This is a genomic window from Lentzea sp. NPDC051213, from assembly GCF_044455585.1.
GTDB lineage: Bacteria > Actinomycetota > Actinomycetes > Mycobacteriales > Pseudonocardiaceae > Lentzea.
This window is the reverse complement of sequence record NZ_JBITEX010000009.1, coordinates 389,695-404,096: the sequence shown is the minus strand read 5'-3', so window position 1 is coordinate 404,096 and position 14,402 is coordinate 389,695. Positions and strand designations below refer to the sequence as shown.

The window sequence follows — 14,402 nt, the reverse complement described above, 5'->3', positions numbered from 1 at the left end:
GTCCTCCTGGTGAGTTGCCATGTGCAGCGCCAGGGCAGTCCAGCCGCCCAGCGCGACGTGACGCATCCCTCATTGGATGCGATGAGCGGGGAGTCTAGGGGTTGCTTGCAACGAGGCAACGAAGTGTCCCGATCCGTGCACACACCGTTATCTGCGCAGGAAGTCGAGTACGGCCCGGCCGGAACTGTCGGTGCCGTGTGCGAAGCTCGGCCTCGTGGTGGATCAGGGACGCCGGTTGCTGGACCGCGTGCTGGCGGGAGTGCCCGCCGGGGAGTCTCCCCTCACGCATGCGCGTGATCTGCCGTTACGGCAGGCAGATCACGTGCCGTGGCCCGCGTGGGCCGCCCCGCCGGTGGTCGCCGCGTTCACCGAGACGGGTGTGCGCGAGCCGTGGCGGCACCAGGCCGAGGCGGCGACGCTCGCGTGGTCGGGCAGCCACGTGGTGCTCGCGACGGGCACCGCTTCTGGCAAGTCTCTTGCCTACCAACTCCCCGTGCTTTCCACTCTTTTGGCGGACACGAAGGCCACCGCGCTGTACCTGTCACCGACCAAAGCCCTTGGGGCGGACCAGCTCCGCGCGCTCGACGAACTGGGGATCAAGGGGGTCCGCGCGGCGGCCTACGACGGCGACACCCCGATGGCCGAACGCGACTGGGTCAAGGCGCACGCGAACTGGGTCTTCACCAATCCGGACATGCTGCACCGCGGAATCCTGCCGCAGCACCCGAAATGGCTGCGGTTCTTCCGCAGGCTGAAGTACGTGGTGATCGACGAGTGCCATTCCTATCGCGGCGTTTTCGGGTCGCACGTGGCGTTGTTGATGCGCCGGTTGCGGCGGGTCGCGCGCAAATACGGCGCGGATCCGATCTTCGTTCTGGCATCGGCCACTGTGGCTGATCCTTCTTCGTCGGCGGAGCGTTTGCTCGGCGTGCCGGTTTCCGCGGTGGTGGACGACTTCTCGCCGCGCGCGTCGCGGACCGTCGCGTTGTGGGAGCCGCCGCTGACGTCGCTGGAGGGCGAGAACGGCGCTCCGGTGCGACGTTCGGCCGGCGCGGAGACGTCGCGGATCCTCGCCGACCTGGTGGTCGAGGGCGCACGCTCGCTCGCGTTCGTGCGGTCGCGCCGCGGTGCCGAGCTGACCGCGATGGGCACCCAGCGGATCCTGTCCGAAGTGGACGGTGAGCTGCCCGGCCGGGTGGCCGCCTACCGCGGCGGGTTCCTGCCGGAGGAGCGCCGCGCGCTGGAGAAGTCGCTGTCCACGGGCGATCTGCTCGGTGTCGCGACCACGAACGCGCTGGAGCTGGGCGTCGACATCGCCGGGCTGGACGCCGTGGTGGTGGCGGGGTTCCCCGGCACGCTCGCGTCGTTCTGGCAGCAGGCGGGCCGCGCCGGCCGGTCGGGTGACAGCGCGCTCGTGGTCTTCGTGGCGCGCGACGACCCGTTGGACACGTACCTGGTGCACAACCCGGCGGCGGTGCTGGACCGGCCGGTCGAGGCGACCGTGCTGGATCCGTTGAATCCCTATGTGTTGGGACCTCAACTGGCGTGCGCCGCCTCCGAGATGCCGTTGACCCGGACATGCCTCGACGACTTCGGCGGGCCGCTCGCCGAGGCCGTGCTGGAGGAGCTGGTGGCGGAGAAACTGCTGCGCAAACGCCCGGCCGGGTGGTACTGGGCGTCGCACGACCGGCCGCACGCGGGTGTCGACATCCGCGGCTCCGGGGGCGACCAGGTGGCCGTGGTGGAAGCGGACTCCGGCCGGATGCTCGGCACGGTCGACCCGGGATCGGCCTGCTGGCAGGTGCATCCGGGTGCGGTGTACCTGCACCAGGGGCGGGCGTACGTGGTCGACGACCTGGATCTGGAGAGCGGCCTCGCGATGGTGCACCGCGAGGACCCGGAGTGGACGACGCAGCCGCGTGACTGCGTCGACATCACCGTCGTGCGCGAGATCGAACACGCCGAGTTCGGCGGCGTGTCGGTGTGTCTGGGCGAGGTGGAGGTGACCACGCAGGTCGTCGGCTACCTGCGTCGGCTGCCGTCCGGCGTGGTGCTGGACCAGATCCCGCTCGACCTGCCGGAGCAGACCCTGCAGACCCGTGCCGTCTGGTACACCGTGGACGAGTCGCTGCTGCTCGACGCAGGTGTTGAAGGCAAACGGATCCCCGGCGCCCTGCACGCCGCCGAACACGCCGCCATCGGCCTGCTGCCGTTGTTCGCAACGTGCGACCGCTGGGACATCGGCGGCGTCTCGACGGCCGCGCACCCGGACACCGGGATGCCGACGGTGTTCGTGCACGACGGCCACCCCGGCGGCGCGGGCTTCGCGGATCGTGGCTACTCGGCACTGCGGGCGTGGCTCTCGGCGACCCGTTCGGCGATCAAAGCGTGCTCCTGCCCGATGGGCTGCCCGTCGTGCGTGCAGTCGCCGAAGTGCGGCAACGGCAACGACCCGCTGGACAAGGCCGGCGCCGTGCTGGTGCTGGATGTGGTGCTGAGCAAAATCGCCTGACCGGGTGGCCTTTTCTTGGCTACGGTTGCCTGGTGAACACATGCAACGCCACTGACCGGACCCGTCGCCTCTAGGCGCGGCCGAGTCCGATGCTCCGCCGCGCCCGTTGTCCAGCCACGGGTTCATAGGAGTCTGCTTTGTTCACGCCTTTTGCTGATCTGAACGCACTGCTCGCCGACCTGGTCTCCTCGGTCCGCGAGATCCTCGGCCCCACCTACGTGGGCGCCTATCTCCAGGGCTCGTTCGCCTTGGGCGCCGGGGACATCCACAGCGACTGCGACTTCATCATCGCCTGCACCGAACTGCCGTCCGGTGCTGCTCTGGACGGGCTTCGGGCCCTGCACGACGAGATCCCGCTGCGGCCGGGCCACTGGTCGACCGAGATCGAGGGCTCGTACGCCGACGTGGAGTCGCTGCGCTCGGTGGCGGGCCTCGGGGTTCCGTGGCTGTTCAACGACCACGGCCACCGCACGCTGGTCTGGGACACCCACTGCAACAGCCCGCACGCCCGCTGGATCCTGCGCCACCACGGGATCGTGCTGGACGGCCCGCCGATCACCACACTGGTGGACGAGGTGCCGGCTTCCGCACTGCGTTCGGCGATGCGAGCCGAGATGCCGCACGTGCTGACCGGGATCGAGGAGTGGGCGCCGAAGGGCAATGCCTGGACTCAGCGCTACATCGTCTCGACGTACTGCCGGATGCTCTACACGATCCACACGGGAGAGGTGGAGTCGAAGCGCGGTGCGCTGCTCTGGGCGATGAAAATGCTCGATCAGCGGTGGCACCCGCTGATCGAGCAGGTCTTGGGGGACCGGGATCTCGGCTGGGACGCCGAGGCGGTGCCGCGCCCGGGAAGCATGGAGGCGACCTACGCCTTCGCTGCCTACGCCGAGCGGTTCTAGCTTTCGTGCGGTTCTAGCTCCCTCGGGGGTCTGGGGGTCGTTCCCCAGACAACAACCGAAACGACGCGGTCCGCGCTCTCCGCGGACATACGTCCCCCGAGTTTCGTGGGCGCGCGCCGCAGGTTTCACGGGTTTCCTGCGGCGCGCGCTCTCCACGTGCCGAACACTGTGTTCCCGCCTGCTACCGCTTCGCGACCGGATCCGTGGAACATCGGCGGATCTCGTTTGTTCGTCTCAACAGGACACGCGGGAGGCGACGGTGTCGACTGTCTTGGGACGAACTCCGGGGAGGAGCCGGCTTCGCCGACCGCGGCAGAGCTGTTGCCCTGCCACTAACGTTCCTCGGTCCGGTCACTGGTGCGGGAGGCTGTCCTTCGGGGTGCGTGTTCGGCTTTTCGCCCGTTCCTCAGCGGCCCCCGAAGTGCGGGGTACGGAGGCCGATCATCGGATCGGGCTGGGGTGGAACGGCCGCGCAGGGCATCGTCTTCGGGGTTGTCGGGGAGAGTCCACGACGACACCCAGCGCGGCCGGGCTCTGTAGTTGTTGTCAGGCTGCTTCGAGCTGGTAGCCCGTCGGGGTGTGGAGCGCCTCGACGAGTGCGTCCTGCACGATGTGCGAGTCCGGCAGGTTCCAGCCGCAGATGGACGGCTTGACCCGCCAGTGCACGACACCGTGCGCCATCGGGGTGGGCGGCAGCGGGATGGTCTCGCCCTGGGCGTACTGGTGCACGTCCTGGTTGTTGGCCAGCTCGGCGTTGAGCTTCGAGCCGGACTTCACCATGAACATCCACCGGCCGGACGGGGTCGCGGCGATCGGCACGGGAACGCTGATCGAACGCAGTGCGACGGCCGCGCGGCGGCCGAGGTCGGTGCCGACCTCGATCGCGTCCACCACGTGACCGGTGGCGAGGAGAAGGCTGTAGGAGCGACCCGCCCACCAGGTGGCGACCTGGTCGGACCGCGTACCGATGCGGTCGACCCAGTCGCGGTGCACGGGGATGGGCCCGTGGAGCTCGAGCCCGCTGCGACCCGCCCACTGGGTGACACCCTGCTCAGAACCGGCCGGATACGTGCCGGGCAGTACGGGCCAACCGCGGTACGCGAGGCTGACGGCCTCGGCACGCAGTTCAATGCGGAAGGCCCCGCGCCAGCTATCCGACCAATCCATCTTCCTTCGCCTCCAAGGCTTCGAAATCGACATCGACGTGGTGTCGGTTTTCCTGAGACACCGCGTCGGTGCCGCCACTACAACTAACGACACCGGCACCAGCCCGCGTAACCCCCGCTCGACAACTGGTAGCTACGGGACGGCGAACGCCCTTACCCAGAACGAGGCACTGAACTGTGCACGTTTAGTTCGATCACCGTTCAGCATGTCCGAGCGGCGATGTGAGTCCGCTCACCGCGGACGAACGACCGCTCGTCGCGCTCCAAACGCTTCGATCTTCGGCAGGACCTGCCCTGGCACGTGCGCTCACCGGGCCGAACGGCGTAGTGGCCGACACCTCCACAACCACCTCCCAGCCACTCACCGTGCACTGATCTGTCCGGGCACCGTTGGCTTCGGCCACGCGTTTCGCCTGCTCACAAGCATTTCCTTCGCCTTCCGTCAGGCCAGCGGCGGCGGCCAGCGCAGCCAGATCGGCCGCACCGGTCACCCGGTGCCGCGCAACGACCGCCGCGCCTATCTGCGCACCGCCGACTGAGACGACGAGCAGCAGGAGCATCGCCGCCACACCGCTCACCGCAGCCGAACCTCGCTCGCAACCAGGTGCTTCACCGTTCATCGCGGCTCCACGACGGCGACCGCCTCCGCGCTGAGCGGCAGCCCCAACGGCCCTTTCTGGCTGACGACAACCCTGATGACGTCCCCTTCGTCGCGGAACACCACCGCAGCCCCCGGCACGATCTCGCCGGCCGCCGCCTCACCCCGCTGCCGTTCACCGCGAGCCGCGAGCCGCGCGGCCTCTCTCGCGGCGTCGGTGCACCGCAGTTGCTCGATCACCGCCGTCAGCCCGGCGGCCCCGAGCCCCACGACGACGAGCAACGCGCACACCGCGATGGCCGCCTCCACGGTGACCATGCCCCGGTCATCAGACCGAAGACAGCGCACGCTGTATCAGCCCTTGCAGCAGGTCGTTCACGAAGTCGCTGGTCGCCAACGCGTAGAGCACCCCGGCGAGCGCGGCCGCGGCCAGCACGCCCAGCGAGTACTCCACGGTGCTCATGCCGCTGTCGTCCTTGAGCAGTTCCATCAGTCTTGCCTCTCTAGTTGAGGAATTGGCCTGCCAGCCCCAGCACCACCGGCGCGACGCCGAGGCACAGGAACGCCGGCAGGAAACACAGTGCGAGCGGCGCGGCCACGGCCACCGCGGCCCGTTGCGCCTTGGCCTCGGCCAGGTCGACGGCCTCGGCCCTGGTCCGCTGGGCGAGCTCGGCCGCCTGCCGGGCCAGCGCCGCCCCGGACCGGGCGGTCCTCCTGGCAGCCCTGGCGAGCACGGCCGTACCCGGTTGCTCCAGCGCGGCCGCCCAGGCCGTGACCGGGTCGGCACCGAGCTTCAGCAGGTCGGCGACCTGGCTCAGTTCCCGGATGCCGACCGCCTGGATCGCCGTCGGCACCGGCAGCCCCGCCCTGAGGCAGGCGGCCAGCAGGTCCCAGGCAGCGGACCGTTCGAACGGCCCCTGCTGTTGTGTTCGAAGGCGGGGCGGGTCGTGCGCCCTGGGCGTCAGCCGGTCGACCGCTCGTGGCGGCATCGGGGCGACGAGGACCGCCAGTGCCAGGAGGAGGAACGTCACGGCTCCACCTCCGTGATCCGCTTCGTCCACCACAGGCCGGCCGCCAGGAACACCGCGCCCAGCACGAGCAGCACCTGCCCCGCCGGGGTGGACAGCAGCACGTGCAGCGGTCTGGCGCCGCTGAGTTCACCGAGCACCACCCCGAACACCGGCAACCCGGCGAGCACCACCGCGCTGGCCCGCGGCCCCGCCATCCGCGCGTGCACCTGCCGTGCGAACGCGGCCTGCTGGTCGAGATCACGACGGGTCGCGTCCAGCACGTCCGCCAGCGCCACGCCGTGCTTCGCCGACACGTGCCACGCCTTGGCCAGCTGGTCCACCGCCTTGTGCAGCAGCGGCTGCCGGAGGTCGCGAAGGGTTCGCTCGACGTCGCCACCCAACCGCGAGGTGGCCGCGGCGGCTCTGAGCACATCGCCGGCCGGGGCAGGCGTGTCCTGGGCGGCACCTTCGGCTGCGGTGGCGGGGTGCGCACCCGCTCTGAGCTCGTCGATCACGCCGCCCAGGCCGTTGCTGAGGGCTTCGGTCGCCGTTCTCAATGCACGACTTCGCCTGCTCTGCTTGAGGATTCGGTAGGTGACCGAAGCGAGAACGGCCCCGGCGATCAGCCCGCCGATACCTGCGACCAGGTACGTCACCGCGACTGCCGCAACCAGCCAGACCCAGTGCGGCACAACGACTTCTCGTTTGCCCGCCGGTCTGAGCCGGCGGATCGATTTGAGCTGCGGCCACACCAGCAATGCCGTCGCCAGGAGCAGGAGGCTCACCACAGCAGCTCCTTGTTCTGCCAGCCTTGCTCTCTGGTCCAGACAGGACGGACCGTCAGTCCGCCTGCGGTTCGTGCGAAGGCACCGATCTCCACCAGGTGGCGAGCACCGGTTTCGGTCCGTCGCATGTGGAGCACCAGCCGCACCGCCGCGGCCACCTGGCTGTGCAACGCCTGCGGCTCAAGCCCGCCCAACGCCCCCAGCGCCTCCAGCCGCGCCGGAACCTCGGCAGGCGAGTTGGCGTGGAGGGTGCCGGCACCGCCTTCGTGCCCGGTGTTCAGCGAGGTGAGGAGTTCACGAACTTCGGCGCCGCGCACCTCGCCCACGACGATCCGGTCAGGCCGCATCCGCAACGCCTCCCGCACCAGCGACCGCACGGTGATCTCTCCGGCGCCCTCGACGTTCGGCGGCCGCGCCACCAGCCGCACGAACTGCGGGTGATCGGGCCGCAACTCCCCCGCGTCCTCCACGCACACGATGCGCTCAGCCGGAGGCACGCACCCGAGCAACGCGGACAGCAACGACGTCTTGCCCGACCCCGTACCGCCGATCACCAGGAACGCCATGCGCTTGCGGACGATCGCGCGCAGCACTTCGGCGATCTCGGCGTCGAACGTGCCAAGCCGCTGGAGCGCCGGGAGGTCGTGCGTCGCCGGGCGCAGGACGCGCAGCGACAGGCACGTGCTCTCCGCGATCGGCGGCAACACCGCGTGCAGGCGGACCCCGGTACCGGGCAGCCAGCCGTCGACGCACGGGGAGGCGTCGTCGAGCCGCCGCCCCGCGGCCACCGCGAGACGCTGGGCGAGCCGGCGCACGGCATCCTCGTCGGGGAACGCGATGCCGGTGCGGCGCAGGCCTTTCGTGCCGTCGACCCACACCTGGTCCGGCGCGGTCACCAGGACGTCGGTGGTGCCGGGGTCGGTGAGCAGCGGGTCGAGCGGCCCGGTGCCGGTGAACTCCTGGCGGAGAACTTGGAGGGCTTCCAAGACGTCCGAGTCGGCGAGTACGCCGCCGGCTTCCGAACGGACCGCTTGCGCCACGACGGCGGCCGTCAACTCCATGTCCGCGCCCGCCAGGCGGTGGCGGACCCGGTCGATCAGCGCCGCGGTCATGTCGCGGCTCCTGGGCGGCGGGCGTGCCGGCCGTAGGTGATCTCGCGGCCTAGGAGTCGCTGCCAGGTTTCGTTGCACCACGCTAGGAACCAGGTCATTTCGGTGGCTCCCGGAAGATGTAGGGCGGTGGGATGGGGCGGCCGTAGCGCAGGAGGTTGAGCAGCATCCGGCACCAGATGCGGAGGCGGGTCATGGGAGCGGCTCCTTCTGGTTCTGCGGCGAGGTGGTCGTAGGTGGGGGTTCTGGCGCGCTGAGACGGATCCGCCGGAGGATCACCATTCGGCGGACGCAGTCGGGGCCGGACTCGGGTGCTGTTCCTACTGCGGCTGCTGGGGATTGGTGTGGTCGCGGATCCCGTGGGCGGCTGTCGGCGGAACGGCTCGCTACGCGGGTGGTGGGTACCGCTTGCTCCGCACCGGCCGGGGATTGGTGTGGCCGCAGACCCGCCAGCCAGCCGCCGCCAGCACCACCTGCCCCGCGGGCCACGGCTCCCTCCACACCACCGGCAACCGGGCGCGTCACGGGCACAGCTCCTTCAGCACCAGGCGGGCCGCGGTAGCCAGAGGGCCCTTGGCATTGCGGGGAAAGCGCCCCCGCTCCACCGTCTCGGCCAGGCCCGGCTCGGGGCGCATCTGGGTCAGCAGCGGCACGCCGATCACGTCCGCCATCTCGGAGGGCTGCAGGTTGCCGGGTGACGGGCCGCGGACCACCAGGCGGAGGTTGCGGCCTTGGGTCAGCAGGCGGGAGGCGACTCGGGTGGCCGCGGCGGTGGCGCGGACTTCGGCCGGCACCACCAGGACCGTCAGATCCGTGCGGTCCAGGGCGGCCGCGGCGGCGGCTGTGGGGTGGCGGGGGAGGTCGCACACGACGGTGCAGCCGGCTCGGCGGCCCGCGTCCAGGACTGCTGCTACCGCGGCGGGTTCTGGGTCTGGGCCCGCTCGGTCGCAGGCCAGGATGCTCAGGCTGCCGGCTACCGGGAGGGCTGCGCGCAGGGCCGACATCGGGACTCGGCCGCCGCTGCAGTGCACGCCCGGCCAGCGGGCGCCCTCGTCGGATTCGGTGCCCAGGGCCAGGTCCAGGCCGCCGCCCAAGGGGTCGCAGTCGACGAGCATTGCCTCGCCGCCGGACGCCACTGCCTCTCGGCCGCAGGCGATGGCCAGGATCGAGGCGCCCGCGCCGCCGCGGCCTCCCACGAAGGAGACCACCCGGCCTCGGTCGGAGGGTGGGCCCTCGCCCAGGTCGGCGAAGGCGCTCACCAGGGCGCGGCCTTCCACCGGGAGTTCCAGGACTCCGTCCGCGCCCAGGGCCACCGCGGGTGCCCAGGGCGGGTCGCCTCCGTGGACGACCAGGACGCCGGTGCGGCGCGGGAGGTTTGCCTCCAGGCAGGCGGAGACGGCGGGCGGGTCCAGCAGCACCAGCGGGGCCGAACTCCATTGCGAGCGCAACGAAGTCACGTCGGGAGCGCAGGAGAGCGGGCAGTCCGCGGCGGCGGCGATGCGGAGGACCTCGTCGAGCAGGTCCTGGTCGCTGAGCAGGGCGATGGGGTGGGTCATGGGTCCACCGTGCTGAGTCGTGATGAACGACACAACGGGTGAAGATCCAGATGTGGACAAATCGGCGGGTGTGGACAAGTCGCGATCTTGAGTGCCCTGAACAGGCAGAAGTGTCGGACCTGTGTGCGATGGTGAGGGGTTGGGGACCAAACAGGGCCGCAAGGGCCGCAGAGGTCCAGTCCCAGCCGCGGGGAAACGGGCCCTGGATATGGGACGACCCCCGCCAGGGGGGAGGGACGGGGGTCGTCAATGGTTCAGTCCCGGGGGGTCGGACTGAACCCGTCCGTCGAACCGGACCCTCCTACTGTATCCCCATGCGCCAGTGCCGCGCGCAACTTCCGCAACAGCTGCGGGCCAAGTTTCGGTAACCGTGGCGCACAACGGTTTCGTCCAACGGCGAAATGCCGCCCGAACGGCCTACTGACGAGTACGCCTAAGCTGAGGCAATGAGTCGGATCGCCGCCTTCTTCGACCTCGACAAGACCGTGATCGCGAAGTCGAGCACGCTGGCGTTCAGCCGTCCCTTCTTCCAGGAGGGCCTGATCAACCGCCGCGCCGTGCTCAAGAGCGCGTATGCGCAGTTCGTTTTCATGCTGGCCGGCGCGGACGCGGACCAGATGGATCGCATGCGCGCGCACATCACGGCACTGGCCGCCGGCTGGGACGTCGAGCAGATCCGCAGCATCGTCAGCGAAACGCTGCACGACATCGTCGACCCGTTGGTCTACAAAGAGGCGACTCAGTTGATCGCCGACCACAAGGCCGAGGGTCACGACGTCGTCATCGTGAGCGCGTCGGGCGAGGAACTCGTTGCCCCGATCGCGGAGATGATCGGCGCCTCCTACAGCGTCGGCACCAAGATGGTGATCCAGGACGGCCGCTACACCGGCGACGTCGACTTCTACTGCGCGGCCGACAACAAGGCCGTCGCGATCAAACAGCTCGCCGCCGAGCACGGCTACGACCTGACCAAGAGCTACGCCTACTCGGACTCGGTCACGGACCTGCCGATGCTCGAGGTCGTCGGCCATCCGACGGTCGTCAACCCGGACCGGGGCCTGCGCCGCACCGCCGCGCTGAAGGGCTGGCCGGTGCTCCAGTTCTCGGATCCGGTGAGCCTGCGCCACCGCATCCCGACGCCGTCGGGCAAGACCGTCGCGGTCACGGCCATCAGCCTCGGCGCGGTCGCCGCGGCCGGTGCCGCCTGGTACGGCCTGCGACGCAGGCGCAACCGCGATTAGTCAAGCCCCGCGACCCAAGTCGAAGCCTTCGGGAGGGGTACTCGCGAGTAGCGGCAACGCCGTGCACTCGTGGTGCCCGCGTGAGTGCACGGAGCCAACCTGTCAGCGGTACCCGAACATGTACAGAACCTCACAAACGCTGAAACCGCAGTACTTTCACTACTTAACGTGGCTTGACCGGTGCACCCCTTCGAGCCCTTGCTGTGACCGGCCCCACGCACTTAAATGGGTGGTGCGGACCTCGGGTCGGCCAGGGGCCAGACGAAGAGAAGTCAGGATCCACCCCGACCAAGCTCCGTGCGCGGACTTACAAGTACCCACGCGCAGCACGCCGCGGGAGGCTTGTCGTCTAGGGCCTGCGTACCGGGACGCCGGACGCCGAGGCCAGGGTTGTACGACTGGAGTTGCACGCTTGGTAACTCGCAAGCCCGCGCTGTCGACAGGGGCACCCACTCGTTGGGTGCCCCTGTCGCTTTTGTGTGAAGGGTCGCTCTGACCCTGTGAAGAACCCACCCGGACGGCAGAATGCGCCCCCGTTGACCCATCGGCTCGACGTCACTAACTTGCGTAACGAGCCTGTTATTTAGTGGGAAGATCACCGGGAGGCGCAACACCGTGCGGAAAATCGCCGCGTTCAGCTTGGCCGTCGCCATGGTCGCCGTAGTTCCGGCGGGGCGAGCGGACGCGTCCGTGACCACGCTGCGCGGGATGTCGCTGGAGGAGAAGGTCGGCCAGCTCTTCGTCACCTACGTCAACGGCCAGGCCGCCGACGTCGCGCACCCCAAGAACCAGACCGACTTCGGCGTGGGCACACCCGCGGAGATGGTCCGCAAGTACCACCCCGGCGGCGTCATCTACTTCAACAACTCGAGCCGCGACAACATCGACACCCCCAAGCAGATCGCGCAGCTCTCCAACGGCCTGCAGAAGGCGAGCAAGATCCCGCTGCTCATCTCGACCGACCAGGAGATGGGCCTCGTCACGCGCATCGGTCCGCCCGCCACGCAGCTGCCGGGCAACATGGCGCTCGGCGCGGGCCGCAGCACGCAGGACGCGGAGGAAGCCGCCCACATCACGGCGATGGAACTCCGGGCGATGGGCATCAACCAGGACTTCGCCCCGGACGCGGACGTGAACTCCAACCCGACGAACCCGATCATCGGCGTGCGCTCCTACTCGAGCGACCCGACACTCGCGGCCGACATGGTGAAGGCCCAGGTCCAGGGTTACGAGGGCCGCCGCTGGTTCGCCATGGACTCCGTCACGGCGACCGCCAAGCACTTCCCGGGCCACGGCGACACGTCCGAGGACAGCCACACCAGCCTGCCGGTCTCCAACCGCAGCCTCGACCAGTGGCGTCAGATCGACGCGCCGCCGTTCAAGGCGGCCATCGAGAGCAAGATCGACTCGATCATGACCGCGCACATCCAGGTGCCGCAGATCGAACCGTCCGGCGAGCCGGCCACCCTCTCGCCGAAGATCATCACCGGCCTGCTCCGCGAGGAGCTGAAGTACGACGGCGTCATCGTCACCGACTCGCTGGAGATGGCCGGCGTTCGCAAGCTGCACCCCAACGACGCGGAGATCCCGATCCTCGCCCTCAAGGCCGGTGTCGACCAGCTGCTGATGCCGCCGAACCTGGGCGTCGCGGTCGAGAGCGTCCTCACGGCCGTGCGCACCGGTGTCATCTCCGAGCAGCGCATCAACGAGAGCGTGCTGCGCATTCTCAAGATGAAGCTCCTGCGCGGCGTGATGCTGACCGCCGAGGTCGACGAGAACAAGGTCGACCAGATCGTCGGCTCCAACACCCAGGCCGCCCAGCGCATCGCCGACCGCACCATCACGGCCGTCCGCAACGACGCTCAGGCGATCCCGCTGCAGGCCACCGCTCCCCTGGTCGTCGGCACCAGCGACGCCCCGGTCACCGCGCTCGCGACCAGGCTCAAGGCGACCAAGTCCGTCACCGCCACCAGCCCCACACCGGCGCAGGTCCAGCAGACCCTCGCGGCTGCCGCGAAGGCCGACAAGATCGTCGTGCTGACCAACGGCCTGGGCACCAGGCCGGCTCAGCTAGACCTGCTGAACCAGCTGGTCGCCACCGGTAAGCCGGTCATCGCGGTCGCCACGGGCGTGCCGTACGACGTGGCCCACAGCAACGCCAAGACGTGGCTCGCCAGCTACTCGACCACGAACGTCTCGATGGAGGCACTGGCCAAGATCCTGCTCGGCGAGACGAAGCCGCAGGGCAAGCTCCCGGTCGACGTGCCAGGCCCGGCCTCCTACCCGTTCGGCCACGGATTGAGCTGGTGACGATGCGGCGACGACAGTTCCTCGTAGCCGGTTCACTGTCAGTCCCGCTCTTCACAACAGGAACAGCCAACGCCTCCTGCACCCTCACCACGGGCGCGGAGCAGCTGGCGCAGGACGGCTGGCGCAAGCTCAAGGGCCGCAAGGTAGGCGTGCTCACGAACCCGACGGGCGTGCTCAAGGACCAGACGCACATCGTCGACTCGATGGTCGCCCACGACGCCAAGCCGACGGCGGTGTTCGGCCCGGAACACGGCTTCCGCGGCACGGCACAGGCCGGCGGATCCGAGGGCGACTATCAGGACCCACGCACCGGTGTCCCGGTGTACGACGCGTACGGCGCCAACGCCACGAAGCTCGCAGCGATGTTCACGAAGGCCGGCATCGACACGGTCGTGTTCGACATCGCGGACGTGGGCGCGCGCTTCTACACCTACATCTGGTCGATGTACACGGCGATGCAGGCCGCCCCGAACCTGGACTTCATCGTCCTCGACCGCCCGAACCCCATCGGCGGCAAGGCCAACGGCCCGCAGCTCGATCCCGCCTATGCCACCGGCGTCGGCCTGAAACCGATCGTCCAGCAGCACGGCATGACCGTCGGCGAACTGGCCCGATTCTTCAAGAACGAGTTCGACGCCAAGACCAACCTCGAAGTCGTCAACGTGAGGGGCTGGCGCCGGGACCAGCTCGACACCGGCCTGCCCTGGGTGCCGCCGAGCCCGAACATGCCCACCCAGGACACCGCGCTCGTCTACCCCGGCACGTGCCTGTTCGAGGGCACCGTGCTCTCGGAGGGCCGCGGCACCACCCGCCCGTTCGAGACGGTCGGTGCACCCGGCATCGACTGGCGCTGGGCCGAGTCCCTGAACGCCTTGAGCCTCAAGGGAGTCAGGTTCCGGGAGACCTACTTCGCCCCGACGTTCAACAAGTTCCAGGGCAAGACCTGCGGCGGCGTCACCCTGCACGTGACCGACCCGCACGAGTTCGACGCGATCAAGGCGGCCGTCGCCATGATCGCCACCGCGAAGTCCTTGTACCCCAGCGTGTTCGCCTGGCGACCGGACAACTGGATCGACAAGCTGAGCGGCTCCGACCGGCTGCGCAAGATGATCGACGCGAACGCCAGTCTCGACGACATCATCGGCGCGTGGCAACAAGAACTGCAGCAGTTCCGCCGCACCCGCCTGCCCTACCTGCGCTACCGGTGAGG

Annotated in this window: 13 protein-coding genes; 5 read left to right on the top strand and 8 right to left on the bottom strand. The window is 69.4% G+C overall.

Annotation, left to right across the window (positions count from 1 at the left end; all coding sequences use genetic code 11):
- The first annotated feature begins 214 nt into the window (after nucleotides 1–214).
- Nucleotides 215–2,512 carry a DEAD/DEAH box helicase gene (locus ACIA8G_RS36220; RefSeq protein WP_396423250.1) on the top strand — a complete coding sequence of 766 codons (2,298 nt, stop codon included), beginning with the start codon at nucleotides 215–217 and terminating at the stop codon, nucleotides 2,510–2,512.
- Between the two features lie 137 nt (nucleotides 2,513–2,649).
- Nucleotides 2,650–3,417: an aminoglycoside adenylyltransferase domain-containing protein gene (locus tag ACIA8G_RS36215; RefSeq protein ID WP_396423249.1), complete on the top strand. Its 768-nt coding sequence runs from the start codon at nucleotides 2,650–2,652 to the stop codon at nucleotides 3,415–3,417.
- A gap of 546 nt (nucleotides 3,418–3,963) precedes the next feature.
- Here ACIA8G_RS36215 and ACIA8G_RS36210 read toward each other — a convergent pair.
- The 8 genes from ACIA8G_RS36210 to ssd all read right to left on the bottom strand — a co-directional run bounded on the left by ACIA8G_RS36210 (nucleotide 3,964) and on the right by ssd (nucleotide 9,641).
- Nucleotides 3,964–4,584, bottom strand: a complete 621-nt coding sequence (locus tag ACIA8G_RS36210; RefSeq protein ID WP_396423248.1) for a bifunctional DNA primase/polymerase — start codon at nucleotides 4,582–4,584, stop codon at nucleotides 3,964–3,966.
- A 193-nt stretch (nucleotides 4,585–4,777) separates the two neighbouring features.
- On the bottom strand, nucleotides 4,778–5,203 hold the full coding sequence (locus ACIA8G_RS36205; RefSeq protein WP_396423247.1) for an Rv3654c family TadE-like protein: 426 nt from the start codon (nucleotides 5,201–5,203) through the stop codon (nucleotides 4,778–4,780).
- Nucleotides 5,200–5,499 carry a TadE family type IV pilus minor pilin gene (locus ACIA8G_RS36200; protein ID WP_396423246.1) on the bottom strand — a complete coding sequence of 100 codons (300 nt, stop codon included), beginning with the start codon at nucleotides 5,497–5,499 and terminating at the stop codon, nucleotides 5,200–5,202. The genes ACIA8G_RS36205 and ACIA8G_RS36200 overlap by 4 nt, the downstream gene beginning before the upstream one ends.
- A 10-nt stretch (nucleotides 5,500–5,509) precedes the next feature.
- The gene (locus ACIA8G_RS36195) at nucleotides 5,510–5,671 is read right to left on the bottom strand and encodes a DUF4244 domain-containing protein (protein WP_396423245.1); all 162 of its coding nucleotides are present in this window, start codon (nucleotides 5,669–5,671) and stop codon (nucleotides 5,510–5,512) included.
- 13 nt (nucleotides 5,672–5,684) lie between these two features.
- On the bottom strand, nucleotides 5,685–6,212 hold the full coding sequence (locus ACIA8G_RS36190; RefSeq protein ID WP_396423244.1) for a type II secretion system F family protein: 528 nt from the start codon (nucleotides 6,210–6,212) through the stop codon (nucleotides 5,685–5,687).
- On the bottom strand, nucleotides 6,209–6,976 hold the full coding sequence (locus ACIA8G_RS36185) for a type II secretion system F family protein (RefSeq protein ID WP_396423243.1): 768 nt from the start codon (nucleotides 6,974–6,976) through the stop codon (nucleotides 6,209–6,211). Before ACIA8G_RS36185 ends, ACIA8G_RS36190 begins: the two co-directional genes overlap by 4 nt.
- A complete protein-coding gene (locus ACIA8G_RS36180; protein ID WP_396423242.1) occupies nucleotides 6,973–8,088 on the bottom strand; it encodes a TadA family conjugal transfer-associated ATPase in 1,116 nt (371 codons plus the stop codon). Before ACIA8G_RS36180 ends, ACIA8G_RS36185 begins: the two co-directional genes overlap by 4 nt.
- Before the next feature lie 518 nt (nucleotides 8,089–8,606).
- Nucleotides 8,607–9,641, bottom strand: a complete 1,035-nt coding sequence (ssd, locus tag ACIA8G_RS36175; RefSeq protein WP_396423241.1) for a septum site-determining protein Ssd — start codon at nucleotides 9,639–9,641, stop codon at nucleotides 8,607–8,609.
- Nucleotides 9,642–10,087: 446 nt separating this feature from the next.
- On the opposite strand from ssd, the gene ACIA8G_RS36170 reads away from it, so the two are divergent.
- The 3 genes from ACIA8G_RS36170 to ACIA8G_RS36160 all read left to right on the top strand — a co-directional run bounded on the left by ACIA8G_RS36170 (nucleotide 10,088) and on the right by ACIA8G_RS36160 (nucleotide 14,400).
- Complete coding sequence (locus ACIA8G_RS36170; protein ID WP_396423240.1) at nucleotides 10,088–10,882, top strand: HAD-IB family hydrolase; 795 nt, start codon at nucleotides 10,088–10,090, stop codon at nucleotides 10,880–10,882.
- A 651-nt stretch (nucleotides 10,883–11,533) separates the two neighbouring features.
- A complete protein-coding gene (locus ACIA8G_RS36165) occupies nucleotides 11,534–13,192 on the top strand; it encodes a glycoside hydrolase family 3 protein (RefSeq protein WP_396423297.1) in 1,659 nt (552 codons plus the stop codon).
- On the top strand, nucleotides 13,189–14,400 hold the full coding sequence (locus ACIA8G_RS36160; protein WP_396423239.1) for an exo-beta-N-acetylmuramidase NamZ domain-containing protein: 1,212 nt from the start codon (nucleotides 13,189–13,191) through the stop codon (nucleotides 14,398–14,400). The genes ACIA8G_RS36165 and ACIA8G_RS36160 overlap by 4 nt, the downstream gene beginning before the upstream one ends.
- Nucleotides 14,401–14,402 lie beyond the last annotated feature (2 nt).

Coding starts and splice junctions, on each gene's coding strand:
- ACIA8G_RS36210 (WP_396423248.1), bottom strand. CDS start 4,584: ATGGATTGGTCGGATAGCTGGCGCGGGGCCTTCCGCATTGAACTGCGT.
- ACIA8G_RS36205 (WP_396423247.1), bottom strand. CDS start 5,203: ATGAACGGTGAAGCACCTGGTTGCGAGCGAGGTTCGGCTGCGGTGAGC.
- ACIA8G_RS36200 (WP_396423246.1), bottom strand. CDS start 5,499: ATGGTCACCGTGGAGGCGGCCATCGCGGTGTGCGCGTTGCTCGTCGTC.
- ACIA8G_RS36195 (WP_396423245.1), bottom strand. CDS start 5,671: ATGGAACTGCTCAAGGACGACAGCGGCATGAGCACCGTGGAGTACTCG.
- ACIA8G_RS36180 (WP_396423242.1), bottom strand. CDS start 8,088: ATGACCGCGGCGCTGATCGACCGGGTCCGCCACCGCCTGGCGGGCGCG.
- ssd (WP_396423241.1), bottom strand. CDS start 9,641: ATGACCCACCCCATCGCCCTGCTCAGCGACCAGGACCTGCTCGACGAG.
- ACIA8G_RS36170 (WP_396423240.1), top strand. CDS start 10,088: ATGAGTCGGATCGCCGCCTTCTTCGACCTCGACAAGACCGTGATCGCG.
- ACIA8G_RS36165 (WP_396423297.1), top strand. CDS start 11,534: ATGGTCGCCGTAGTTCCGGCGGGGCGAGCGGACGCGTCCGTGACCACG.